Annotated in this window: 34 protein-coding genes and 2 pseudogenes; 4 read left to right on the top strand and 32 right to left on the bottom strand. The window is 43.5% G+C overall.

The annotated features are described in order from the left end of the window. The 26 genes and pseudogenes from ACK28X_RS02170 to ACK28X_RS02045 form a co-directional block, all read right to left on the bottom strand. Complete coding sequence (locus ACK28X_RS02170; protein ID WP_412058039.1) at nt 1-192, bottom strand: hypothetical protein; 192 nt, start codon at nt 190-192, stop codon at nt 1-3. Further along, nucleotides 193-711, bottom strand: coding sequence for a hypothetical protein (locus ACK28X_RS02165; protein WP_412058038.1), 519 nt, complete (start codon nt 709-711; stop codon nt 193-195). It lies immediately after the preceding gene. 16 nt (nt 712-727) lie between these two features. Beyond that, nucleotides 728-1,057: a hypothetical protein gene (locus ACK28X_RS02160; protein ID WP_412058037.1), complete on the bottom strand. Its 330-nt coding sequence runs from the start codon at nt 1,055-1,057 to the stop codon at nt 728-730. Further along, on the bottom strand, nt 1,050-2,171 hold the full coding sequence (locus tag ACK28X_RS02155; RefSeq protein ID WP_412058036.1) for a major capsid protein: 1,122 nt from the start codon (nt 2,169-2,171) through the stop codon (nt 1,050-1,052). Before ACK28X_RS02155 ends, ACK28X_RS02160 begins: the two co-directional genes overlap by 8 nt. Nucleotides 2,172-2,179: 8 nt before the next feature. Beyond that, nucleotides 2,180-2,437 (bottom strand): major capsid protein, encoded by a 258-nt coding sequence (locus ACK28X_RS02150; protein WP_412058268.1) that lies wholly within the window; start codon nt 2,435-2,437, stop codon nt 2,180-2,182. A 113-nt stretch (nt 2,438-2,550) separates the two neighbouring features. Further along, nucleotides 2,551-2,979: pseudogene (locus ACK28X_RS02145) on the bottom strand (major capsid protein); the annotation flags it as partial. Beyond that, the gene (locus ACK28X_RS02140; RefSeq protein ID WP_412058035.1) at nt 2,957-3,286 is read right to left on the bottom strand and encodes a major capsid protein; all 330 of its coding nucleotides are present in this window, start codon (nt 3,284-3,286) and stop codon (nt 2,957-2,959) included. The gene ACK28X_RS02140 and the pseudogene ACK28X_RS02145, both read right to left, overlap by 23 nt. Nucleotides 3,287-3,312: 26 nt before the next feature. Then, the gene (locus tag ACK28X_RS02135) at nt 3,313-3,681 is read right to left on the bottom strand and encodes a head decoration protein (protein WP_412057106.1); all 369 of its coding nucleotides are present in this window, start codon (nt 3,679-3,681) and stop codon (nt 3,313-3,315) included. Beyond that, complete coding sequence (locus ACK28X_RS02130) at nt 3,678-3,908, bottom strand: hypothetical protein (RefSeq protein WP_412058034.1); 231 nt, start codon at nt 3,906-3,908, stop codon at nt 3,678-3,680. The genes ACK28X_RS02135 and ACK28X_RS02130 overlap by 4 nt, the downstream gene beginning before the upstream one ends. A gap of 8 nt (nt 3,909-3,916) precedes the next feature. Next, a complete protein-coding gene (locus ACK28X_RS02125; protein WP_412058033.1) occupies nt 3,917-5,083 on the bottom strand; it encodes a S49 family peptidase in 1,167 nt (388 codons plus the stop codon). Continuing rightward, nucleotides 5,055-6,476 carry a phage portal protein gene (locus tag ACK28X_RS02120; protein ID WP_412058267.1) on the bottom strand — a complete coding sequence of 474 codons (1,422 nt, stop codon included), beginning with the start codon at nt 6,474-6,476 and terminating at the stop codon, nt 5,055-5,057. The genes ACK28X_RS02125 and ACK28X_RS02120 overlap by 29 nt, the downstream gene beginning before the upstream one ends. A 45-nt stretch (nt 6,477-6,521) precedes the next feature. Then, nucleotides 6,522-6,746 carry a phage head-tail joining protein gene (locus tag ACK28X_RS02115; RefSeq protein ID WP_412057102.1) on the bottom strand — a complete coding sequence of 75 codons (225 nt, stop codon included), beginning with the start codon at nt 6,744-6,746 and terminating at the stop codon, nt 6,522-6,524. Next, nucleotides 6,736-8,681, bottom strand: a pseudogene (locus tag ACK28X_RS02110) (phage terminase large subunit family protein). Before ACK28X_RS02110 ends, ACK28X_RS02115 begins: the two are co-directional and overlap by 11 nt. Further along, nucleotides 8,653-9,009: a hypothetical protein gene (locus ACK28X_RS02105; protein WP_412058032.1), complete on the bottom strand. Its 357-nt coding sequence runs from the start codon at nt 9,007-9,009 to the stop codon at nt 8,653-8,655. Before ACK28X_RS02105 ends, ACK28X_RS02110 begins: the two are co-directional and overlap by 29 nt. After that, nucleotides 8,996-9,238, bottom strand: coding sequence for a hypothetical protein (locus ACK28X_RS02100; RefSeq protein ID WP_412058031.1), 243 nt, complete (start codon nt 9,236-9,238; stop codon nt 8,996-8,998). Before ACK28X_RS02100 ends, ACK28X_RS02105 begins: the two co-directional genes overlap by 14 nt. 244 nt (nt 9,239-9,482) lie before the next feature. Next, a complete protein-coding gene (locus ACK28X_RS02095) occupies nt 9,483-10,118 on the bottom strand; it encodes a hypothetical protein (RefSeq protein ID WP_412058030.1) in 636 nt (211 codons plus the stop codon). 110 nt (nt 10,119-10,228) lie between these two features. Next, the gene (locus ACK28X_RS02090) at nt 10,229-10,516 is read right to left on the bottom strand and encodes a hypothetical protein (protein WP_412058029.1); all 288 of its coding nucleotides are present in this window, start codon (nt 10,514-10,516) and stop codon (nt 10,229-10,231) included. After that, entirely contained in the window at nt 10,473-10,814 is a 342-nt protein-coding gene (locus ACK28X_RS02085; protein WP_412058028.1) for a hypothetical protein, read from the bottom strand. Before ACK28X_RS02085 ends, ACK28X_RS02090 begins: the two co-directional genes overlap by 44 nt. A gap of 139 nt (nt 10,815-10,953) precedes the next feature. Next, on the bottom strand, nt 10,954-11,292 hold the full coding sequence (locus ACK28X_RS02080; protein ID WP_412058027.1) for a Panacea domain-containing protein: 339 nt from the start codon (nt 11,290-11,292) through the stop codon (nt 10,954-10,956). Nucleotides 11,293-11,675: 383 nt separating this feature from the next. Next, nucleotides 11,676-12,008, bottom strand: a complete 333-nt coding sequence (locus ACK28X_RS02075; protein WP_412058026.1) for a hypothetical protein — start codon at nt 12,006-12,008, stop codon at nt 11,676-11,678. 77 nt (nt 12,009-12,085) lie between these two features. Beyond that, a complete protein-coding gene (locus ACK28X_RS02070) occupies nt 12,086-12,325 on the bottom strand; it encodes a hypothetical protein (protein WP_412058025.1) in 240 nt (79 codons plus the stop codon). 77 nt (nt 12,326-12,402) lie between these two features. After that, nucleotides 12,403-12,906: a single-stranded DNA-binding protein gene (gene ssb, locus ACK28X_RS02065; RefSeq protein ID WP_412057081.1), complete on the bottom strand. Its 504-nt coding sequence runs from the start codon at nt 12,904-12,906 to the stop codon at nt 12,403-12,405. Between the two features lie 88 nt (nt 12,907-12,994). Next, nucleotides 12,995-13,222 carry a hypothetical protein gene (locus ACK28X_RS02060; protein ID WP_412058024.1) on the bottom strand — a complete coding sequence of 76 codons (228 nt, stop codon included), beginning with the start codon at nt 13,220-13,222 and terminating at the stop codon, nt 12,995-12,997. Further along, nucleotides 13,215-13,511: a hypothetical protein gene (locus ACK28X_RS02055; protein ID WP_412058023.1), complete on the bottom strand. Its 297-nt coding sequence runs from the start codon at nt 13,509-13,511 to the stop codon at nt 13,215-13,217. The genes ACK28X_RS02060 and ACK28X_RS02055 overlap by 8 nt, the downstream gene beginning before the upstream one ends. Before the next feature lie 32 nt (nt 13,512-13,543). Continuing rightward, nucleotides 13,544-14,887, bottom strand: coding sequence for a hypothetical protein (locus tag ACK28X_RS02050; RefSeq protein WP_412058022.1), 1,344 nt, complete (start codon nt 14,885-14,887; stop codon nt 13,544-13,546). After that, complete coding sequence (locus ACK28X_RS02045) at nt 14,887-15,426, bottom strand: hypothetical protein (protein ID WP_412057077.1); 540 nt, start codon at nt 15,424-15,426, stop codon at nt 14,887-14,889. The genes ACK28X_RS02050 and ACK28X_RS02045 overlap by 1 nt, the downstream gene beginning before the upstream one ends. An 84-nt stretch (nt 15,427-15,510) precedes the next feature. Here ACK28X_RS02045 and ACK28X_RS02040 point away from each other — a divergent pair, with 84 nt between their 5' ends. Further along, on the top strand, nt 15,511-16,062 hold the full coding sequence (locus tag ACK28X_RS02040; RefSeq protein ID WP_412058021.1) for a hypothetical protein: 552 nt from the start codon (nt 15,511-15,513) through the stop codon (nt 16,060-16,062). Further along, nucleotides 16,029-16,370 carry a hypothetical protein gene (locus ACK28X_RS02035; RefSeq protein WP_412058020.1) on the top strand — a complete coding sequence of 114 codons (342 nt, stop codon included), beginning with the start codon at nt 16,029-16,031 and terminating at the stop codon, nt 16,368-16,370. The genes ACK28X_RS02040 and ACK28X_RS02035 overlap by 34 nt, the downstream gene beginning before the upstream one ends. Before the next feature lie 244 nt (nt 16,371-16,614). On the opposite strand, the gene ACK28X_RS02030 is transcribed toward ACK28X_RS02035, so the two are convergent. The 6 genes from ACK28X_RS02030 to ACK28X_RS02005 form a co-directional block, all read right to left on the bottom strand. Then, nucleotides 16,615-16,833 (bottom strand): hypothetical protein, encoded by a 219-nt coding sequence (locus ACK28X_RS02030; RefSeq protein WP_412057092.1) that lies wholly within the window; start codon nt 16,831-16,833, stop codon nt 16,615-16,617. A gap of 34 nt (nt 16,834-16,867) precedes the next feature. Continuing rightward, nucleotides 16,868-17,377: a hypothetical protein gene (locus ACK28X_RS02025; RefSeq protein ID WP_412057091.1), complete on the bottom strand. Its 510-nt coding sequence runs from the start codon at nt 17,375-17,377 to the stop codon at nt 16,868-16,870. Between the two features lie 110 nt (nt 17,378-17,487). Further along, nucleotides 17,488-17,868 (bottom strand): hypothetical protein, encoded by a 381-nt coding sequence (locus ACK28X_RS02020; RefSeq protein ID WP_412058019.1) that lies wholly within the window; start codon nt 17,866-17,868, stop codon nt 17,488-17,490. Nucleotides 17,869-18,166: 298 nt separating this feature from the next. Then, nucleotides 18,167-18,481: a hypothetical protein gene (locus tag ACK28X_RS02015; RefSeq protein WP_412057089.1), complete on the bottom strand. Its 315-nt coding sequence runs from the start codon at nt 18,479-18,481 to the stop codon at nt 18,167-18,169. Continuing rightward, nucleotides 18,441-18,704 carry a hypothetical protein gene (locus ACK28X_RS02010; protein WP_412057088.1) on the bottom strand — a complete coding sequence of 88 codons (264 nt, stop codon included), beginning with the start codon at nt 18,702-18,704 and terminating at the stop codon, nt 18,441-18,443. Before ACK28X_RS02010 ends, ACK28X_RS02015 begins: the two co-directional genes overlap by 41 nt. Nucleotides 18,705-18,947: 243 nt before the next feature. Further along, the gene (locus tag ACK28X_RS02005) at nt 18,948-19,340 is read right to left on the bottom strand and encodes a hypothetical protein (RefSeq protein WP_412058018.1); all 393 of its coding nucleotides are present in this window, start codon (nt 19,338-19,340) and stop codon (nt 18,948-18,950) included. A 92-nt stretch (nt 19,341-19,432) separates the two neighbouring features. Between ACK28X_RS02005 and ACK28X_RS02000 the strand changes: the two genes are divergently transcribed. Both ACK28X_RS02000 and ACK28X_RS01995 read left to right on the top strand, forming a co-directional pair. After that, nucleotides 19,433-19,768, top strand: a complete 336-nt coding sequence (locus ACK28X_RS02000; protein WP_412058017.1) for a helix-turn-helix domain-containing protein — start codon at nt 19,433-19,435, stop codon at nt 19,766-19,768. Between the two features lie 384 nt (nt 19,769-20,152). Then, nucleotides 20,153-20,533, top strand: coding sequence for a hypothetical protein (locus ACK28X_RS01995; RefSeq protein WP_412058016.1), 381 nt, complete (start codon nt 20,153-20,155; stop codon nt 20,531-20,533). Nucleotides 20,534-20,611 lie beyond the last annotated feature (78 nt).

Below are 20,611 nucleotides of genomic sequence, written 5' to 3'. Positions count from 1 at the left end.
TCACGCCCCGCTCCATTGGCGGGTCTTGCCCGCACGCGGCTGTATATCGGGCAACCAATCGGTCTCAAGGTCACCACTTTTAACACGGTAGCGCCCATTCTCATGATTGGCTTGTGATACACTACCAACCACCACTAAACCAGCAACGCGCCGCTCTAAATCAATGAGACGACGATACAACTCGCTATACATCTATAAAGCCTCTTGATAATCATTGCGGTGCGAAAGCCCCGTATCGGGCTCATAGCTATAGCGCACGCTGTGCACCACTACCGCTTCATCGCTTGGCGCCATATGGGTGCAATAGATGATGTCGTAATAAAGGGTCGCCCAAAGGGCAAGTGTCGTTCCTTTTGCGCCCCCATGATACTCCCATTGGGTCAATAAGCAGCTTTCTACCAATCTATTAAGATTAGGCGCTTGATAGAGAATGGTTTCGACATCCCACGTCAAACGATCCATATCATCTTCCTGCTCATAGCCCGCTATGCAACATTCAATCGCTATATGCAGGGTACGCCGCCGCATACCGTAGTCTTGCACTTGCTCAAGGTCTAAATCCTCACCTAATGTGTAAACAAGTAGAGCAGGGAATATATCTTTGTTAAGCGCAAACGCCCGTTGCGCAAACACATTCTTGCCAGCTATGGTGTTTCCAGCCTTAAGCAGGTCAATAATCGTGTTGCGAATAAGTAGGCGATGGGTGCTCATATTATAGCGCTTCCTATCAGGCGTGGTCTTCTACTAAAGCCACTTTCATCATACCGCTGGTCGAGGTGATCACATCACTAATGATGAAGGTCTCCTGATCCAAAACAACCCTATCACCTTGTTTGGGGGCACCGCCTATATCGCTAAGGCGAATATCAAGCATTTTAATAGGATTGGTAAAATCTGTTGTGCCATAGACGGGGTCTTGCGCATAGGTCTCATCATAAATGGCGCTTATGCTAAAAACTTCGCCCGTAGTTTTGCGTGTATAGGTTAGAGCCTTGCCAAAGGTCTCACATAAGACATCATTCATGGCCTTAAGGTTAGCGTTCCAGTTCTCAATCATGATTAAGCCTGCTATTGCTCTGTGCACCAAGCCGATCAAGGGGAATAATTTTTATTATGTTGTCTCCATCATGGATATCAACAAAAGGGGCATTGCATAGGCGCGTTTCAAACACACCAAGGCCTTTAAAAAAGCCTTTTACATTTTTTGATGCGGGAGGCTTGGCTTTAGCCGTTTCTGGCGCCTTAGAAAATCCAATGCCGCGCAATAACATTTGCGGCTGAGCACAAATAAACAAACCATTGCTAGAAATACGCGGCCGTATCCACGGGGTTTGCGCATCACCCATGAAAACCTCTGTATACATCTCAAGCACGCTATCATGAGCGCCTTCTACCGCGTCGTTGCGCGTGAAGATCTCGTAAAAAATCCCTCCCATCCCTTGCGGGATGAATTGACATTCATTGGACTTCATACCGATTGCATCGGGTATGCCAAAGCGCGCACGTCCCTCATAATCACTAACGCCATGATAATCCATGAATGTAATACCACCATAGGTAAAGCCGCCCTCAATGGCCTGAGCCTGTACCTGTGGGTGCTGGATAAGCGCATCGTAAAATGCCTCTCCACATAGGGCAAGGGCACTTCCATTTGTGGGGAAGGCACCATGGCAGGCGCGTTTCATCGCCTCTATCACATGGCTACAAAGGCTTGCAATGTCTGTGTCACTATCATCAAGGCTAAATTGGATAGGCTCTGGCCGCTTAATGCCAAAAACATCAAACCAATCAACCAATACACTGCCATTCACGTCATAAACTACGCCTTGCATGGCACCAAAGCGAAAGATCTCAAAGATTAGGTCCATGTTTTCGATAAGGGCAGGAATGGCCGCTTTGGCCTTTGCCAATAAGACCTTATCAATCTCTTGAGCAGAAAGCTTAGACCCATCTTGCAATGGGTCTAAGGTAATCAAGGCCTCGCGTACAAAACCATGGATGATGATAGAGCGCGTCTTCTCTTGCACAGAAGCTACTTGCGCGTGCAACACCCCCCGCTCAATAGGGCGAATGACATCGTCTTTTACCTCAAGCCCGATAATCTGTTGAGCACCAGTCTCAGCAGAAATGTTATCCAGCCCAAGCGCAGACAATACTTGCAACCTATCCATTGTTCATCCTAAAGCGTTTTGTTTGCTCTTCTTTGACTTGTTGCGTTAACACCGCGCAAAAGCATGGCTGGATTAGTACAAATAAACAGCGGATAGCTAGCTATACGAACTTTAATCCAAGCATTGCTATCACGATCTGGAATAAGTTCAGCATAAAGCGGCAAACCTTGCTGGTTAACAAATTCAAAGCTCTCAGCAGGGGCAAAGGTTTGCTGGAAGACACCATCGGCTCCTTGCGGTATGAATTGGCATTCATTAGATTTAATGCCAATGGCCTTTTGCGTACCACGTAGGGCTTTGTCATCATAATCATCAACAACGAACGATAATTAATAAATTGAATACCCCCATAGGTAAAAGTGGGATATGTCTTGCCGTTAATGGTTGCAATATTGGAAACGCCGAATGTACCGCCCAAAGCAAGTGCGTTTTGCGTATTTAGATAGATGTTTTCCACCTTAGGGTGGGTGCGCAAAGCATCATAAAAAGCATCGCCACATAAACCAATAACACTACCGCCATCAATAAAGGCGCCCTTACTTGCCCGTTGCATTTGGCGGATAACATCGCTACAGGTGATAGAGATATTGGCATCTGGATCACTAAGGTTAAAGTCGATAGGTTGGGGCCTTTTCACGTTCCACAGCTTAAACCAATCGTACAATACAGAGCCATCGGCATCATAAACCATGCCTTGCACCGCTCCAAGCCGCATATTCTCCTTTGTAAGTTCAATGCTTTTAATAAGCTGTTCTTCCTCGTTGGCGACTTTGTCAAAAAGACTATCAAGAGCGTTCCATTCCCCCAACTTGCGTACATCTTGGAAAGAAGCCGCGTAATAGTGTGCTTTCAATTGCTATACGTGGCGTTGAAACAAAACGAATGTCACGTACGCCCCTATTGGGTGTAGTGGCAGGCCCACCGCGTGGTGTGCATGGCACAATCTTGATAATATTTTGTTCGCGCTCAATGGCGACATCAATGGTTGAACTGGCTACTGTTTGAAAAATATCCAAGGCGCCAAGCAAACTTGGTTGGTAATCAAAATAGCGCAACGCATCGGTCATGGTGGTAGCCGAAAACAACTTGTGCTCGGCTAGTTTTGTTAAATTCATCTTGTAAACTCCTCGCAAAAGCTCAATTAACGTAGCACGATGTGATGCGCTTGTAAGGCAAGGCGTGCAGTTTCAATTTGCTGATCAGTGGCGGTTTCTGGCCAAAGAATGTAATCAATTTTTGCCGCACTAAGGCGCGCTGTGATAACAGCCACCTGTTCTTCATCGGTCGTATCCACAGTATCATATGAAATAGCGTAGGCGGTTTCGCGCCCATCCGTCGCACTAAAATCAAGCGGCGCGTATTTCCCCGTTTCCGTGATTTTCCCCAAAACTTGTCCTGCTTGAATGAGATAACCTTGAGCAAAAACAACCTTTTCACGCGAAAGATTATAAAAATCTTCAAGTAAATAAGCACCTGTTAACGGGCCTTGCGTATAGGCTTCATATTTCATTGTGGTTGACCTTTCTTAGCATCTAAACGCTCTTTCCATTGAGCGGTCAATTGCACGCTTGTATTGATTTCTTCGCCTAAAAGGGTGCGTTGTTTTGTTGTTTTTGCCTGTATGCCAAGTTGAGAGCGTTTCACAAGCTGGTCTATAATTTTACTCTTAGCTTGGCCTACGCTTAACTGTTGTTTAATCGCCGCCTCGGCATTAAAATTAAGATCCAAACGGCGCATTTGCTTGGCTAAGTTAATAAGAGCAATAGTGCGTTGTCGTTCACGAATTGCTGAATTTGCGACTCCGCCTTGCCGCTTTGCTTGCGGTGTGAATTCTCTTCATCATCGATGATAAAATCCTCGCCCACATCAACTTCATCAGGAAATAGATCGCCATCATCCCCGACATCTTCTTCTTCACCAATTGCGGGCGCGTCTTCAGCGTGCGGTGTTTCCTCATCCTTTTCGCTCTCTTGCGTGGATGTGTTTTTTTCGTCGTCGTCGTCTTCAAACGCGCTTTGTGCTTTTAAGTGTCGCGCCATTGCGGCATCCTTTCCTAAGTTTATGCTTTGTTGAAATCTCAGTAGTGTTTCGTCTAGAGAAGCCACGCCATCAGCCAACCCGTGCGCAACGGCCTCTATGCCAAAGTAACTACTGGCTTGGGTTTGACGGATACATTCCGCATCAAGGCCGCGTGTGTGTGCAACGTTTGTGACAAACATTTCATAAAGCTGGTCACAGACATTTTGCATCTTTGCAAAAGCATCATCGCTTAACGGCCTATGCGTATTGCCATCAATCTTATTCTTGCCAGAATGTATAAGGGTCCATTTATTGCCTGCTTGCGCATCGGCTTTCGATTGGTCAATATGCGCCCAAACAACACCGATCGACCCCATGGTGCTAGTTTGTGTGGTGTAAATTTTTTCACCAACACAAGCCAACATATAAGCAGCCGAACAAGCAGCGTAATTGGCAATTGACCAAACGGGCTTACCACACGCTTGCGCTTGTGCCCGCATATCAGCTACCAAATCAAAAATGCCGTTGCTCTCGCCGCCACTGCTATCAATATCAAGCAAAATGCCTTTAACATCATCGCGTGCTAAAGCTTGTGCAAAATTTGCCCCAATCATCGGATAAGATACTAGTCCCGACTGCGCTGCCATATAGCCACCGCGCGTAACCAATGTGCCATGAACAGGTAAAACCGCAATATTATCAACCACGTTAAAGGGCACAGTATCCAAGTTTTGTCCTTTGATGGCGGCTAAATTTTCGCTAAACAAGCGAGGCTCTAACCCTTGAATAATCATCTCTAGCTTGTCGCTAGTGATCATGTGGGGTGTGTTGAATAGACGCGCGCTCATATACGGAAAGCTAGCTTCATTCATCGTCCTCATCGCTTTTTTCATCCTGAATAACGCTACTACCGTCGTCGCTAAACTTAAGCCCAAGCGTGTTTAAAAAGGCCAATTCATCGGCGCGATCTTGTAGGACGGTTTTTGCATCATAACCCCGCTCGTTCAACGCCATTGTCAGCGTTTTTAAACCCGAAGCAATTTCTAGCTTTTCCGCCATGATATCTTTAAGCGGATCAATCATTTCTAATTGCGGGCCAAAGTTTAAAATATCAAACCATTGATAAGGATCTTCATCAAAGTGGGGCAAATGTACTTTGCTATACAAGACAGACATCTCAACAAAACGCCGCCAAACCAATCTATTTAACTGATAGCCGATGATTTCTTCACGCCATTGCCTTATAAGACGGCGGAACTGGCCGAGCGCTGTGCGCGCATTTGAGAAATTACCTCTTGTCACATCGCCCGTCACTAATGCGTAGGGCATGTTAAGTCCCGCACAAATCTTTAATAAATTTTGGTATTGAAACTCACCATAATTGCCACCAACATCGGTAGGTGTTGAAAATTTAACATCCTTATCATCGCCTAAATCTAATGCCGCACCACCAGTAATTGTATCAGGCAAATGTGCGCGCGCCTTGTTTTTGTTGCGCTCATTTGGATCCACAGGCAACTCGCCCCGCCCTGTAAAGAAAAAAGCAAAAAGTGCACTAGCACGCTTTCTATCAAGCTCCGCTTCGTCATAGCAATTGAGCTCAAAAAATTTAATAAGCGAGCGTGTGGCCCGTGATAGGCCACGCAACTGCCCTGCATCACGGTTTTCGCAAACATGAATAACATCGACTGCATCAACCCGAACATAGGTTTGATGCCTATTTTTTTGCGTAAACGGTGTATAATCTGCAGGATGACGTGTAAAAAAATGGTAGGCTACGCATTGGTCATTAGCATCAAATTCAATGCCCATACGTATATAATGGCCCTCTATTTTAGCGGGGGCATCATAGTGCACATCCAACATTTCTTTTGGCAAAACTTCTAATCGAAACGGTAAATCTACGTAAGATGTGGTTGGCTTGATGCTTCGTAAAATCACAAAACATTCGCCCATCAAAAACACTTCACGTGCTATCAGTTGCTGTAAACCATAAAAACTACTACGACCATAATAATCCGCTTCATCAACCCAACGCCACCAGCGCTTTATTAAAGCATCGCGCTCACTGTCATAGCCTTTAATAATCGGCATCGGTTTAATGCCGTCAACAATAGCCGATGATGCCCATTGGTCAGCCGCCCCGCCATAAAGGGGAATATTATTATAAGCCCAACGCAAACGCGCGTCTATTGTGTCGCCTGCCTCTTGAATGGCCGCATTGATATGTTTTCTGGTTGGCTCAAAATCTTCAAGTTTGCGCCCATGCGCGCCACTTTCTAAAATAGGCGTGCGTGGCGCATTGCCCCAGTAAATAAATTCTGAAAAAAATTAGCCACGCAAACCTCTACTTGGATAAAGATTAAAGATTTTTATTTTCCCGCGTCCCTCTAATTTGGCAATCTGTTCATCCAGATCATCCAAAGCGCGGCGAATGTCGGCCGTGGTTTTATAAATAATTTGTTTATCGCCATGTTTGAGCGATTGCGTGCCGGAATAAAGCGCTGTTTCTAATTGTGCTCTTTGTTTCTTTAAATCCTCTAACCTACCAGCCACGATACAAACCTTTCTTCACATGTTTTTTCGGTTCATCAGACAATGGGCGGCGCAAAGCACATAGAGCGTTATAGGGGGTAGGCACTATTTTAATCGCAGGCTTTTCGCGCGATGCATCGCAAGAAAGGAACTCTGCTATCCAATCTGCCTCCGCCGTCAAATCAACATCCTCAGCTAAAAGGCCTTTAAGCGCCGCATAGGCGTAGACACGGCAATCTAGTGCCTCATTGCGCGCCGCTTTGGCCTTTACCCATGCATATTTCTTGCGGCCATCGCGATAGACTATTTTCTTATATTCTGCTGTTAATTGCTCAAAATACTCAAGGTCACGATCCTTATGAAAATGACAGGCACCAGAGCCGCAAGCTTCTGCACCTACCTTGTTAAGGCGCGCCATAATCATGTCTTTAGCGGCATCTACGCCCACATTATAAAGATTGATCTTGCCTTTGTTTTTACGGCTGGGTCTTTTCGGCCACACCTGATAAGAGCCGCCTTTGCCCTTCACGCCCCAAATACGACGGTTTTCACGGTCTCTGACATAATCATACACCGCTTGCGTATTGCTACCGCCCGTGTCAACACAGATCGCATGAATTTTCATACCCCCCTTTTCTTGAAAAGCAGGATGCGGCCAACGCTTGTCTAAATAGCCGTCCAAACGTTCCCAAACTCTTCCTTCCGATGGATTACCTTGAATGATTTTATAATCAATGTTCCAGCTCTCTTCACCACGCCCCCAGCCAACAAGCCCAACTCTAAGCGATCAGGTTGCACATCAACACCACAGGTTAGAAGCGCCACCTGCGGCGGTAAAAGTTCATATTCTTCACGCAAAGCATAGAGCTTTGTTGCATCATTTGCCGCTCCTTGGCGCTCTTCCCAAGGTTCACCTAAAACCGTATTGACAAAAGATTGTAGCGTTGCTGGGTCACTCTTAGCCTCTAAAAACGCACGTGCGCATTCACCCCACGTAAACCATGGCGAATAAAGCGCCGATAGGTGATAGGAGCGAAAGTTGTTATAGCGGCTCTGTTTGGTTGCTACCCAACGCGCGCCATTGGCTTCGCTCAGCAACGCCGCCTTGCGATGTTCCTCATGAATAGCGCCACAATGGGCGCAAAAAAAGTGAGCCTCCTCAGGCTTGTCTTCAGGCCAGCGGATCTGCGCCCACGTAATAGGCTGTAGCTCATGACAATCTTCACACACAACATTATAATAACGCTGATCACCCTTCTCAAATTCGGCTTTAATACGGCTGGTCTCAAGGCTTGCTGGCGTTGAGAGCATAAATACCTTACGCCGCGGGTAGCTTGCCGTACGACGAAGAGCAAGGGTAACGGGGTCACCCTCACCATCAACATTAATCGGATACCCATCAACCTCATCAAGCACTAAATAGCGAATAGACATAGAGCGCAAGCCCACCGCTGAATTAGCGCCCGTCAAGTTTAGCGAGCCCCCTGCAAACTCCTTCATAAACAGCGTATTGCCGCTATCGCGCGCGCGTGGTGGGGCAATGCGCTCTGACAAAGCCTTGCTGTTGCGTATCATATGCTCAACACGCATCTTTGAGAGCTTCTTTGCCATATCTACCGTAGGCATCACGTACAGAATGGGGCCAGGCGAATGGTGTATGGCATAACCGCAGAAGTTTAGCGCCGCTTCTGACATACCAATTTGCGCGCCCTTCATAACAACCGTCGTCTCAATGCTTGAATAGCTCGACAGATTGTCCATGATCTCGATCTCGCGCAGATAAGGCGTTCTTGATGTCCGCCATAATCCAGCTTCCGCGCTTGCTTCTGTTGATAGATAGCGATGAATGTCTGCCCATTGAGACACCGTATAGGCGGGGTCAGGCCGAAACCCTTCTGCCAAAGCCTCTGCTACACGCGCGAGGTTCTTAGCCTGCCGCTTCGCGCTCGCTATCATCTTGGTCTGATGCATCTTGGCCATTTTCTTCATCATCACCTATTTGAGAGAAGTCAGGCAAAGGAATATTGGCGATCTCTATCAAAGCTTCGCGAATATGTTGCTCCAAAACAATAACAACCTTGCCATGGTCACATTCTAACGCGGCAGCAATATCGGCACTGCGGCGACTTGGAAACAACATCAGCATATCACGGCAATTACGGGTAAACGCAAAAATCGATCGTATCACTTGATCGGTTCTTATGTATTCTCCTTTTTTAACACTAAGTTCAAATTCTACCTTCTCTGCTTGGGCAAGAGTTAAGCGCGACTTACTTAACTTCAAGATCAAGGTTAACAACTTCACCGACTTTACTCTTTTTATAGGCGGGCGCAATGTTGGCCTTAATCCATGCTAAAGCTTCATCAACGAGGATGAATTGACCATCATCGCTTGTGGGCAAACCCTTCTTTACAAGTTGGGTTATATAGGCCTTGCTAACCCCTAGACGCTTAGAGAATAGGGCGCGCCGCTCTTTTGTATTAGAATTATTTTCTAATTCTAGCTCTGACATTTTTGTAAAAAATCTCCAAAAGCCGCATAGAAATGCTTTGCAAAATAGCTACGATAATCCCAAGAAAATTAGCGTCAAATAATTGTATTTTGTTTCAATGAGTTAACAAGTTAAGTGATTTAAAAATCCCTAACGCTAGAAAAATATCGCGCTGCGCATCGACCCGCCTATGCCCCCCCCGCGGGAAGTACCTTGGCAATATTAGAATATTTTTCTAATTATTGGAAAATTAAACCCACTTCACTTAAGCAAGCAGAGCCTTGTTGATGTTCTTCTGCATGGTCTCTTGAAACATCGTGCTAACCATCTGCGCTACTTTAGCCTGCATACCATCGCGGGTCATAATTGATGCGGCATTAACACCTAGAGGCCTGATCAAACGCGGCACAAGTTTTGTCTTACCATTAGCTAAGCGCACACGCTTAGTCTTGCTTGGATCGCGCATGAATACATGATTGTTTAATTTAGGCTTTAGCGGCGTACGGTTGGGGAAGGTGCCGCCATGATCAAAATAGCCTGCAAACATCTGCTTGCCACCAAGCAGTTCAACCTGCATACCGATGCTTGCTTGCTCCTCATGCTTAAACAGCTTAAGCGGGATATCTCCATAGAGCACAATCATCTTAGAATAGAGTTGCTGGGGCGTAGCTTTCGCTGAACGCCTCACCTTATCATTCAAATAGTTCTTGCGGTATTTAGCAGGTAGACCCGCTTTCTTGCGGATCATGGTGATTGTTTTGGTACGCGCCTTGCTAAGCGTATTATTGATAGAGGCGCTTGCTACTTTGTGTAATTGCGTCTCACCTAAGACATCCAACATGTTATTGGCGTCTTTTAGATCAAAGCGCACAGTGACAGCCTCGTCGTTACTGAACGCCATGGATCACCTCTATGCACTGCATTGTCGGGAAAGGTAAGTGAAAATGTTCGTTACAAAGTCGAACCAAAATTTAGGCGGAAATCTTCACAGCACCCAATGTCAGTTTCTATTTATGACATGCTTTTGTCAAGTAAAAAATGGCGCGACAAAGCGTTGAGAGCTAAACGGAGAGCACCTACCAAATGTGATACATCCATATCATCCTCAACGATATACTGAATAGCCGCGAATAGATTGTCATCGGGGTTATCAAACTGCGCTTCTTTAAGAGCGAGCCGCGCATCTTGCCACCGTTTGGTGCATTTGATAACCCATTCTTCTACAGTTCCTGTAAAGTCTTGGCTTTGTGGTCTATCATAATAGCCATGAGCAAAACCCTTTGCACACAAAATAATCATTGCGCACCTGTAAATACTTTTCGGCGGCGTCGTATTGCGCTTCACTCAATCCTTGTTCGCGCCCTAGCAAACGCAAACGGCCAATAGAAGTTGCCGCTAATGGGTTCTTCGCATCTTCCAATGATAGGCCTGCATGCTTTGCACGCATCCTTAGGGCTAGTAAATCAATTGGTTCATTATCATTAGCACCACGACGTGTGAAACCATGGCCTGAACGCGATATCCGTCCACTAGGTTCACGAGCCACGCCTTCAATCCGTGGCCGACCTCTCGCTTTCTTGCGCTTCTTAACTGCCATCCCTCGCTCCTTTCTCTTAATAATATCAATATATTACGTATTAATAAATGGTACACACTATATATTGATGTAAAAGAGCGATGTCTAGGGCAAAAGCCTATAGCTTAGAAGCAATGTAGCGATTAAGACTTACACGGTTTTATTTCGCCTCACACCATAACCCACGATAGTAGGTTTCAATCAACTTATCACTAATAGGTGTTCCAAATTCTCCTGTATAGGTTTGCTCCCAAGGGGTGCCTTTTGCATGAGTGATATCAGAGAGCTTATAGTCACTTAAATGCCCGTAATGTTTGTAAACCCATTCAATGATTTTAATTGCTTCTGTATTTAATGTCTCGTCAGTCTTTAAAGCGGCCTTCTTGACCGTTGATTTACCAAACCGCCTAATCGCTTCATAAAGATTCGGTATAACAGGGCCATACGTCCATGCTTGAACAGGATCTTTAATCAACGGGTGGTGATAAATGCCTAACATCCAACCATGCGCGATATATACAAGCTTTAAAACTTGCGTAAGCGTTAAACTGCCGCCGTCCTCTTTTTTTCTTTAAGGTCTAAAAACTTATAGGCAACGGTTCGGGAGTCATAAGTTTTAACGCTTTCCATGGAATTGCCAATTCTTAATATTAAACTCTTTATTTAGATATTGTGTGATGTTGAGTAGCTATAGAAATAGTCTTCTTCTATAATTTTAAAGAAAAGGTGATTCCATGAAGAAGAAAAAAAACAATATACATCATCCCACAATAGCTAAAAGTCTGAATATGTATCCATATTTAAATGATGACAGAAAAATAGGTTTAGATGTTCAGCAGAAAGCAGTTCCATCCGATCATGTCAAGAATCCTCCTGCGCCTCCTAGTCTTTCCCCAAAGTTGCGCAAGAGGTAGCCCATATCCTTCTCAAGCTTACCAGCTTGATTTGATCGGCAGGGATGTAGGTCGCATAAGCGCCTGCTTCTTCATGTAAAATTTCCTTACGTTCTATCCAGTTGTCAACTTCGGGATGCGCTTCATGAGTAACATACATGACAACATCGCCTGTACTGCCTAACGCGAAAGGCCCATTAGGTAGCTCTTGAAACTTAGCGACGTCTTGTGATAAAAAATTGGTGCCATCCTTTAGCTGAACACAGAGTTCATAGGTACGTGTTTTGGTATTTTCGTAAAAGCCTATCCAAGCCGATGGCATATTGTTAGCGTGACTAATATCCAGCTTACGTAGTATTTTATAAAACCATAGGCGAAAATATTTACGCCAAAGCGCGCTTATAATAATTGTCCCAAAAAAAACGCAGGGATAGCCGGAAAAGGTTCAACCATACCAAAATACACGGCGGCTTTATAAAAACTCGCACCAATCAAGCCAAAGCAAAGGGATGGGAAGAAGATGTTTGCGGTTCTATCATCCATGTGTATGCCGTTATTGGCAATATGATACCCAGCATAGCCAGAGGCTAATGTGACCAATGTCAACCATGGTAAATTGAACAGTGCAGGATCAATCATCTTTGTTTCGCTTTCCTTGGATGAAATATTAAAATATTAATCAATGATAAGCACGCGTTTTGCAATCGTTTGCCTCTCTAAAACGGTATTTCATCATTGAGTTGATCATCGTAGGATAATGGCGCTTGATAGGATGCCTGTGTTTGGCCTCTGTGTTGGCCATAGGTCATGGTGCTAGCACCAGCTGGGGGCTTTTGGCTTGTGACTTGCTGTGTGTCTTGACCTTGATTGCCTGCTTGCCCCAGCATTTGGATAACACCGCGGTATTTCTGTAAAACAACTTCTGTGGTGTAATGTTCCACACCGCTTTGGTCTTTCCATTTGCGGGTTTGTAATTGCCCTTCTACGTAGATATGGCTTCCCTTTTTTAGATAAGAGGCGGCAATATTGACAAGGTTTTCGTCAAAAATCACAATGCGATGCCATTCGGTCTTTTCGCGCTTCTCACCCGTGTTCTTATCCTTCCAGCGTTCACTAGTTGCTAATGAGAATAGAGCCACTTGCCCGCCCGTTTGCATGGCTTTGATTTCTGGATCTCTGCCCAAATGGCCAATAAGTATAACTTTATTTAGGCTAGACATTGTGTGGTTTCCTTCTGTTCAAATAGCTGTAGTCCTGTAATCTCTTCCAAATCAAGCAGGTTTTCGGCTTCTTCGGCTTGGCTTTTTGCTAAAAAGGCTTTGGCAAAGAGCCGCCATGGAGCCAAGCATCAACATAGGCCGCAACGCTAAAATCAGCACCAAAGGGTGTGTAATTATAGGTTTTGCCTTCAAAGCGTTGCATGAAACGCCGCCCGTATTTGTCCTCGTAGAGGTTGTAGAACACTTGTTGTACGCCTGCTTTATGGTTTGCATAGCCCGATAGGGTGGCGACAATGGTCTTTTGTTTTTTAAACATTGGCCTCGCCTTTATTTAAAGTTTTGTGAATGTAATCAATCATACGCCGGCAATTGTTTTCAAGCTGTCCGCAATAGAGAACAAACTCAGAAGTAGCAGGCATGAAGGTTGCTGAAAGTCCTATTGCCTTACCGCGCAAAACGTCTTCTGTTGCCTTCTGTAGAGCCCAATAGCCAATGTCTTCAAGAGCCCTCTTATAAGCCAAAGCGGTTGCATTTTCGTCTTGATTGGTTGAAACTTTTAAACCAGCGCTAAGCAGAGCAAAGGCAAGGCTAATGTCCTTTGGCATCAGCAGGCCTATCCAGTTCTTTTAAAGCTTGCTTAGTTAGCGATAAGATTTCCTGCTGTTCTTGGGGTGTTGGCTTTTGCCCCTTCATCCACAGAAACGGTGGTTGGCGGTGTGTTTTCGAACAGAAAAGCGTACATATCTCCTGTAGTTGGGATCTTAAGCATTTTTTCCGCGACGCGATGCCCCCAGCCGCGCTGTTGTTGATTATGGTTATTGGGCTGTCCAAAATTTTGTCGGGTGTTGTTATTTGTGGTTCCATTACCGCCTCCTTTTGCGGAATATTCTTGTGATCTTCTAATCCAATTACGCCATGTGCTTTGCCAGTTAACTTTTGTGGCGTCTTTCCCCGCCTTGGCGCCCCAATAGTCACGGAATTTTTCGACTTCAACGCAGATTTTCTCCTCCGTTAAGCCTTGCTGTCTAGCGAAGTTAAGATCGGGCTCAAAATCGGGTGGTAGGCGACAACCCCTTGAGGATTGTGGTGTTTTGGGGGGCTGTGGAATAGCCTCTATGGGCTCACTAGCCGTTGTAGCGAGGTCGAGGTTTGTCGAAGGGAGTGTTGAAATTTGTTTCGGGATCCCTCGCGCGTATACGCGCGTATAGGGTTTGTTTTTTTTTTTTTTTTTTTTTAGGGGGGTGTGGGGGGGGGGGGGTCTTTTTTTCTTTTTTTTTTTTTTTTGTTGGGTAACGCTTTCGGTGGGGTGGGTAACGCCTTGGGTAACGCTTTGGGTAACGCTTTCGGTGGGGTGGGTAACGCCTTGGGTAACGCTTTCAGCAGGGTGGGTAACGCGGGTAACGCTTTGGGTAACGCTTTCGGTGGGGTGGGTAACGCCTTGGGTAACGCTTTCAGCAGGGTGGGTAACGCGGGTAACGCTTTGGGTAACGCTTTCGGTGGGGTGGGTAACGCCTTGGGTAACGCTTTCAGCAGGGTGGGTAACGCGGGTAACGCTTTGGGTAACGCTTTCGGTGGGGTGGGTAACGCCTTGGGTAACGCGGGTAACGCCTTGGGTAACGCTTTTAGTGTTACAGTCATAAAGCCGTGAATAATTTATCCCATAACATTTTTTAAAACGTTCTTTAAAGCGTTGCTGACGAAGAGCATTAGCAGATTTCTTTTTTTCTTCTGCCTCGCCTTGATATGAAGACTCGTTACAGTCATAAACCACTTTTCCCACATCGGGAAAATGGTCTGTATTGGCTACCTCCATATAAAGAGGTGACATTGCCTTATAGCGGCGTGCTTCAAGATGCGCCAAGCGTTTTGCTTCGCGTACCTTTTTTTCGTAATTGCAAACAGCATGAACCGCGGCAACTATTTGCTCTGCGCTAGCTCCAGAGTTTGCTAAAGCGGTGGTGAGATCAATCAAGATATGCATCAGCTCTCCATATCCTCCTCCTCTCGATCTAAAGCGTAATATAAAAGGGCTAAGGCATCGGCCTCGTTGTCATCCTCTGGATGATGGCCTCTATCCCATATGGCATTTAAAACATCATCTTTTGATGCATTGCCTTTGCCTGTAGCGTGCTTCTTAATGGTACCAACGGGCACGCCTTGATAGTCAATCTGATGATGTTCACACCAAGCGGTGAGAACGCCTAAAAAGCCGCCGTAAACATGGGCGGCATCTGTTCCAAGGTGGCGACGCACTTCTTCGTAATAGATTTTATCAAGACTACTTCCAGCACATTCAAAGCGGTGTTTGGTATCACTTAGCCATATGCGGAATTTAGAAAAGCGTACGCCGCCCCCGTCAAAAGTTCTTTTTTTAAAGGTAACAGAGCCGCTGGTCATAGCGCCTTGGCAAAAAGCATCTTTAGCAAGGCTGTGTACCTGCGGCTTGCGTATAAATCCATTACCGCAAAATGCCGCCCAGCCCATTTTGCTACCAAGGTCAAGGCATAGAATAGTCCTCATGCCAACCCCCGTTGCAGAATCATAAAACGCGAATTACAGTGCTTTGCTATTGAATAAATAAAACGCAAAGGGGGGTAATTACGGATGTGGGATTGGATAAGCAAAAACTTAGTCTGGATTATCCCTATAGCGGGAATAATAATCACGATTATTGGGCGTATTATAAAATTTGTCCACTTATGGAACAAAAATAAGACAAACAAAGAAGCTCTAGAAATAGAAAAAAATAAAGCCAAAAGCTTGGAAGAAAACACGATAATTTCTTTAGCAAAACTTGGCTTGAATTTAGAGGAAAAAAGAAAAGTTGATCTTGGACTTCCCTTAGAAATAGAGCGAATACATGCATATTTTCCAGAAAGTAATGAATGTGACTTAAGCAATAAAGATGGTAGTTTTTCGCGGGAGCTCATAGTTTCATTAAAATTAATAAATAACTCCAACAACAGTATAATCATCAAGGATATCTTTATATCCGATGACAATCCATTAATTTTTAAAGAAAATGCATGCACATTTGAGTCCTTTAAAGATAAAATGAGAAGTCTAACCAATAAGATTGGTAGTCTTTTTTCATGGAAAACGAACAAGAATATATCGAAAAGATGTATGATGATGAATCTTATGTTCTCCATTTAGAGTTTATTGGAACGGAACTTAATCCCATTTTGCGTGAAAATCCTACAGCAAAAAGGACAGAGGAAAAACACCTTTGCTTCTATGGATCATGCAAAAAAGCTTTAGAACAGTCTTGTGTATTATTGAAAATCATCAATATACGCCCTAAAAAACAGCACATTAATTATACTATTCTTGATCTACATTTCCTGTGCAATGAGCCGTACAATGAGCCAAAGATTACACTTCATATACATCATACATCTGCCAATGATCATAATGAGACGGTACATATAAAATATAGTCTTGATATCCCTCCTATAAAATAAAGTTAATAATCTATCCTTGCAATTCCTTTAGATTTTCTAGTTCACTTTTCGCTTCTTCTATCTTGTATTTTATAAATCTTTTTAAGACTACTTGTCTTCTTATTCCGGATTTCTTTCTATATAAAATATTAGCACAAGTGTACTTTGTTTTTTTTATTCTTTTTTTGATAATAAAATAAAATAATAGTAGAAATAGCGACCAAAAAAATAAAACATATTGGATTGTTGGCATGAACATTTTTTATCACTTTCTTTTCACAGTTAAAATATCTCTTTCTATTTCAGAAAACTTTTTCATCAAATCTTCTGTTGTCATCTCTTCCTCTTTGAGGATTGCTGAATTTTGTTCTATATCTATCGTTATCTGATTTATAAGCTTAATATCTCTATGCGATATGAAGAAAATCCAAGTACATAAACTCAGAGATAAGCCTATGATTGAGAATAAAATACTTTCTGTCATTGTCTCGCGCACCTTATAATCTAGCTTTTCTCATCTAATGGGTTCCTCGAAAGGCTTTTCTTTGACGAACCCAATTTTTCCACGCAACGATCCAGTGATGTTTCTGGTAATATAATTTTTCGCCGTAACAGTACCTGTTTTCAAAAGCTTGACGAAACCTTTCGGCTTCTAATATAGCCCCTTCCTCCGTGAAGCCTTGCTTTTGAGCAAAGTCTAAATCAAGCTCGAATGCAAAAGGTACGCGGTACCCATGTGCCGTTCCTTCTTCATCATATTTATTAGGCTTTGTTTCGGAAGACTCTATAAATGGTTCTAGGTCTCGGCCTTTAGGATCCTTAATAAGCTCTTCCTGTTGGCTAGTAATTATATCAATCTGACTTTGCATATCCTTTAGGTAATTAATGATACGCGCGATTTCTTTTTCAGAACGCTCTTGGCGCTTTTGCGATAGTTTCCTAAAAGCATAAGCGTTGAAATAAAATCCAAGGCAAAGCAGGAGGAGTGCTGTAGATACTATTGAAAATATTATTTCTATTGTGGTCATAGAATGCACCTTTCTCTCAGCTAGATTTTCTTGCTTGTTTTTCCATTTCTCATATCAAAGAATATCCCTTAAGAAACTTAATGTAGTTTTTCTTCTCTTTTACTTCTTCTCTAAGTTGCGTTCTCTATCTCGAACATCCGTAGCATAAATGACATGTCGGATATTTTATTAGAATTTTCCTTAATAACGCTGTCCTTTTCCTTAATAACGCTGTCTTTTTCCTTAATGATTTTCCTTAGCTCTAGTATGGCCTCTTGCTTTTCATCTTCAGGCTTTTTTAGGTCGTTAATAGACTTTTTTAAGTCCTCAATAGTCCTATTCTGATCAGAAATAGCTTTACTTTGATAAAGGATAACCCCTTTATTCTCTCTATTGATACGTCTATACTTTTCTAAATCAAGCGGATTGCCATACACGCGGTAAAACCAAACTGCAAAGCCTATGAAAATGATGTTTACAGCCAAAGAGGCTAGCGCAATGATGATATCCATTTCACATATCCCTAATGCATCTTAGTAATACGGCTTTTTTCATCGTTCTTTCCTTTCAACTACTGAGAGTTTCTCGGTTGTTGCGTCATGCATTGCGATGTACATGCTGAGTTGTCTATAGACGTTTCGGGGGGGGGAATTTGACCATAAAAAAAAAGCAAATTATACAAATACAAGCAGGGAGAATGCCAAAATATCGGCGCTTTTGTATGAAATATATTATTCCAGCTATCATACAAATGAGACTGGTTATTAAAAATATTACCATTGCAATTTCAAAAGCTATCATATTAATTCCCTACTCTATTTTTGTCTGTTCGCTTGGATTTGTTACATATTGCGCTGTACAACAGCATGTTTTTGTAGGTTGAGTGGTAACAAAAACTGATGTAACTATGTAAGAAAGAGCCCAGAGGGAAATGATGAACCACCCAAGGCGTGGAAATAAATCCGTAAGAAAATCAAACCCAAACCATACATAAAATAAACAAGCTGCTATAAAAATTGTTAAAGCAATAGTAAATGTTGCCGGAGTAGTAACAATATCCATTTCCTTAATATCCCCGTTCTTCTTAATGCATCTTTGCGTGTTCTTCTGATGAACTATCTTCATCGCTTACGATTTGGTCATTGTCTTCAACGCTAATGCCAATACGGACAAGGTGGACATTAGGTTGTTCGCCTTTCAGAAAACCGCTAAGGTTTTTGATCATGTACTCTTGCTTGTTTAGGGCGTTTTCTGCTTCAACTAGCGTACTGGTAAGCTCTTCTATGGTTTCTTTTTGTTGGGCTATTATGCGCTTATCGAGGCGGTGAGCGTAGTAACCGCTAGCCATGGAAATTAGATAGACTGCTGATACGACGGCGAAAATGAGTCCTAGTAGCATGGTTGTATTCCTTTAGGCTTAGCCGCCTTTAGCGCATTCATTGATTACGGATGATCGTTGCGAGAAGGTTTTGTATGGAGTTTAGCTGGTCTATAATATTTTGCATTTGTTCGTAGGTGGGTTCTTTAGGTTCTTCTGTTGTTGTCATGATCATATTCCTTATGGTCTTCATCTGTTGATATGGTGTGCTCTTTATGTATGCACGCTATAGTTGTTATGATTGCCACCCGCGCCCACTCGGGGGTTTGACTGGGCGCGGGCGGCGTCCTGCGGTAGGTCGGACGTACCGCAAGAGGGGGAAGCATCATTCTTTGTACTTTTGTTAGCTATAGGGGAACTTTTCCCGCTATAGTTGCTTTTTGGTGATACTTGATTAGAAACGCTACCGCGTGTAATGGTAGAATATTGCTTCATGAAAGCACGAATGCGCATTTCGGTTTCAGGCCAAACGCGACCGCCTTTTCGTAAGCGTGCCACCACTTCAGAATTTCCCACAGCTTTTTTACCTAGATAGGCGGATCCCATGCCAGTATCCTGTAAGAACTTTTCTATATCCTTCAAAACGGGGTGATATTGATGTGTCATAGAGGTGATTATATCCTCTTTAGAGGATTATTCAAGTGTTTTTTAAAAAAGACGTGTAATTTATCAAAAAAGCGCCATATAATAGTTTTACCATGGATATAGACGGATGGCGGGAACGCCTAATAAAAAGCCTAGAAAATAGCGGTCGTTCTATGCGATCTGTGTCCCTTGCTGCGGGCAAGGGGCCTGGTTATATTCATTCGATTTTGTCAGAAGGCAAAGAGCCTACAATCGACTCTTTGTCGCGGGTATGCCAAGAAATTAATGTAAGCTTGTCTTACATAATCTATGGCTATAATATTACTTCAGAACAGGAAGAGTTTATTACCCTTTTTTCAAAGGCATCTCCTCCAGAGCGGAAAGCGATTTTAATGCTTTTGCGTTCGCGAACTCCTGAAGCAGATTTATCACAGATTGACGCTCCTTAGCGGGCAAACTGCTCCATAGTTTTATAATCTCTAAATCTGTTATTTCTTTTTGCTTATCCACCGATTAGTTCCTTCCCATAGATGTAAGATAATTATTTTAGCTTGCTTTGTAGCTAGAACAAAAAAAGAACAATACCATTTTTATATACCTACTACAGGGTCTTAACTAAGCTACTTGGAAACAGATTTCCTCGTCTAAGCGCCTTGAAGTATTCACCATAACCGATGCATTCGCATAATAAAGCTAAATATTTTATCTTTTTTAAAGGATATGTGCTTGACATATCCGCTAAAGAGGATATTATTATACCCCATAGACACAAACCTAACAACCACGAAGAAGCACTCGCTGATCTGGTTAGTTAAAGGGATATGGAGGTTGAAATGCATAGGGAAGCACCGTTTTTTGTAACGAGTGATGAGATCTTATTGCTCACCTATTCTGACGGGGAACATGTAGGTAAAAGCGGGCCATTTTTAGATGAAGGCGATATCTTAGACATGCTTTCGGCTATGGATGGCGTAGAGAAAGTACTTTGCATTAATCCAAAAACGCAAAGCCTTGTCGACATAAGCGAACAGGTCGCCGCCCTCTATTTAAAAACATTCAACCTAGTGCCTGATGACGATATAGCCCACCCCTTGGTAAGCAATAGCCAAGCCTATGCCGACCTTATGGCTGAGTGGGAAGAACAAGCCTTTAATGATGCTTATTACGGCACCTATGCACAACAGCACCGCTTAAGTGCGGCTGATGCTTTGTGAGGCGTCATGAAAGAAACCCTAATCTATATCACTGAATGCCTAGGCTTTATGACTTTAATCGCGGCCGTATTGTTTATC

Origin of the sequence: Bartonella sp. DGB2 (assembly GCF_046843095.1) — a bacterium.
Classification (GTDB): domain Bacteria; phylum Pseudomonadota; class Alphaproteobacteria; order Rhizobiales; family Rhizobiaceae; genus Bartonella.
The sequence above is the reverse complement of the archived record's forward strand: the minus strand, read 5'-3'. Positions and strand labels throughout refer to the sequence as shown.

Excerpts from the sequence above, each read along its gene's own strand:
- ACK28X_RS02170 (WP_412058039.1), bottom strand. The coding sequence starts at position 192 with ATGTATAGCGAGTTGTATCGTCGTCTCATTGATTTAGAGCGGCGCGTT.
- ACK28X_RS02165 (WP_412058038.1), bottom strand. The coding sequence starts at position 711 with ATGAGCACCCATCGCCTACTTATTCGCAACACGATTATTGACCTGCTT.
- ACK28X_RS02160 (WP_412058037.1), bottom strand. The coding sequence starts at position 1,057 with ATGATTGAGAACTGGAACGCTAACCTTAAGGCCATGAATGATGTCTTA.
- ACK28X_RS02155 (WP_412058036.1), bottom strand. The coding sequence starts at position 2,171 with ATGGATAGGTTGCAAGTATTGTCTGCGCTTGGGCTGGATAACATTTCT.
- ACK28X_RS02140 (WP_412058035.1), bottom strand. The coding sequence starts at position 3,286 with ATGAATTTAACAAAACTAGCCGAGCACAAGTTGTTTTCGGCTACCACC.
- ACK28X_RS02135 (WP_412057106.1), bottom strand. The coding sequence starts at position 3,681 with ATGAAATATGAAGCCTATACGCAAGGCCCGTTAACAGGTGCTTATTTA.
- ACK28X_RS02130 (WP_412058034.1), bottom strand. The coding sequence starts at position 3,908 with ATGCGCCGTTTGGATCTTAATTTTAATGCCGAGGCGGCGATTAAACAA.
- ACK28X_RS02125 (WP_412058033.1), bottom strand. The coding sequence starts at position 5,083 with ATGAAAAAAGCGATGAGGACGATGAATGAAGCTAGCTTTCCGTATATG.
- ACK28X_RS02100 (WP_412058031.1), bottom strand. The coding sequence starts at position 9,238 with ATGTCAGAGCTAGAATTAGAAAATAATTCTAATACAAAAGAGCGGCGC.
- ACK28X_RS02095 (WP_412058030.1), bottom strand. The coding sequence starts at position 10,118 with ATGGCGTTCAGTAACGACGAGGCTGTCACTGTGCGCTTTGATCTAAAA.
- ACK28X_RS02090 (WP_412058029.1), bottom strand. The coding sequence starts at position 10,516 with ATGATTATTTTGTGTGCAAAGGGTTTTGCTCATGGCTATTATGATAGA.
- ACK28X_RS02085 (WP_412058028.1), bottom strand. The coding sequence starts at position 10,814 with ATGGCAGTTAAGAAGCGCAAGAAAGCGAGAGGTCGGCCACGGATTGAA.
- ACK28X_RS02080 (WP_412058027.1), bottom strand. The coding sequence starts at position 11,292 with ATGTTAGGCATTTATCACCACCCGTTGATTAAAGATCCTGTTCAAGCA.
- ACK28X_RS02075 (WP_412058026.1), bottom strand. The coding sequence starts at position 12,008 with ATGCCATCGGCTTGGATAGGCTTTTACGAAAATACCAAAACACGTACC.
- ACK28X_RS02070 (WP_412058025.1), bottom strand. The coding sequence starts at position 12,325 with ATGATTGATCCTGCACTGTTCAATTTACCATGGTTGACATTGGTCACA.
- ssb (WP_412057081.1), bottom strand. The coding sequence starts at position 12,906 with ATGTCTAGCCTAAATAAAGTTATACTTATTGGCCATTTGGGCAGAGAT.
- ACK28X_RS02060 (WP_412058024.1), bottom strand. The coding sequence starts at position 13,222 with ATGTTTAAAAAACAAAAGACCATTGTCGCCACCCTATCGGGCTATGCA.
- ACK28X_RS02055 (WP_412058023.1), bottom strand. The coding sequence starts at position 13,511 with ATGCCAAAGGACATTAGCCTTGCCTTTGCTCTGCTTAGCGCTGGTTTA.
- ACK28X_RS02050 (WP_412058022.1), bottom strand. The coding sequence starts at position 14,887 with ATGCATATCTTGATTGATCTCACCACCGCTTTAGCAAACTCTGGAGCT.
- ACK28X_RS02045 (WP_412057077.1), bottom strand. The coding sequence starts at position 15,426 with ATGAGGACTATTCTATGCCTTGACCTTGGTAGCAAAATGGGCTGGGCG.
- ACK28X_RS02040 (WP_412058021.1), top strand. The coding sequence starts at position 15,511 with ATGTGGGATTGGATAAGCAAAAACTTAGTCTGGATTATCCCTATAGCG.
- ACK28X_RS02035 (WP_412058020.1), top strand. The coding sequence starts at position 16,029 with ATGTATGATGATGAATCTTATGTTCTCCATTTAGAGTTTATTGGAACG.
- ACK28X_RS02030 (WP_412057092.1), bottom strand. The coding sequence starts at position 16,833 with ATGACAGAAAGTATTTTATTCTCAATCATAGGCTTATCTCTGAGTTTA.
- ACK28X_RS02025 (WP_412057091.1), bottom strand. The coding sequence starts at position 17,377 with ATGACCACAATAGAAATAATATTTTCAATAGTATCTACAGCACTCCTC.
- ACK28X_RS02020 (WP_412058019.1), bottom strand. The coding sequence starts at position 17,868 with ATGGATATCATCATTGCGCTAGCCTCTTTGGCTGTAAACATCATTTTC.
- ACK28X_RS02015 (WP_412057089.1), bottom strand. The coding sequence starts at position 18,481 with ATGAAGATAGTTCATCAGAAGAACACGCAAAGATGCATTAAGAAGAAC.
- ACK28X_RS02010 (WP_412057088.1), bottom strand. The coding sequence starts at position 18,704 with ATGGCTAGCGGTTACTACGCTCACCGCCTCGATAAGCGCATAATAGCC.
- ACK28X_RS02005 (WP_412058018.1), bottom strand. The coding sequence starts at position 19,340 with ATGACACATCAATATCACCCCGTTTTGAAGGATATAGAAAAGTTCTTA.
- ACK28X_RS02000 (WP_412058017.1), top strand. The coding sequence starts at position 19,433 with ATGGATATAGACGGATGGCGGGAACGCCTAATAAAAAGCCTAGAAAAT.
- ACK28X_RS01995 (WP_412058016.1), top strand. The coding sequence starts at position 20,153 with ATGCATAGGGAAGCACCGTTTTTTGTAACGAGTGATGAGATCTTATTG.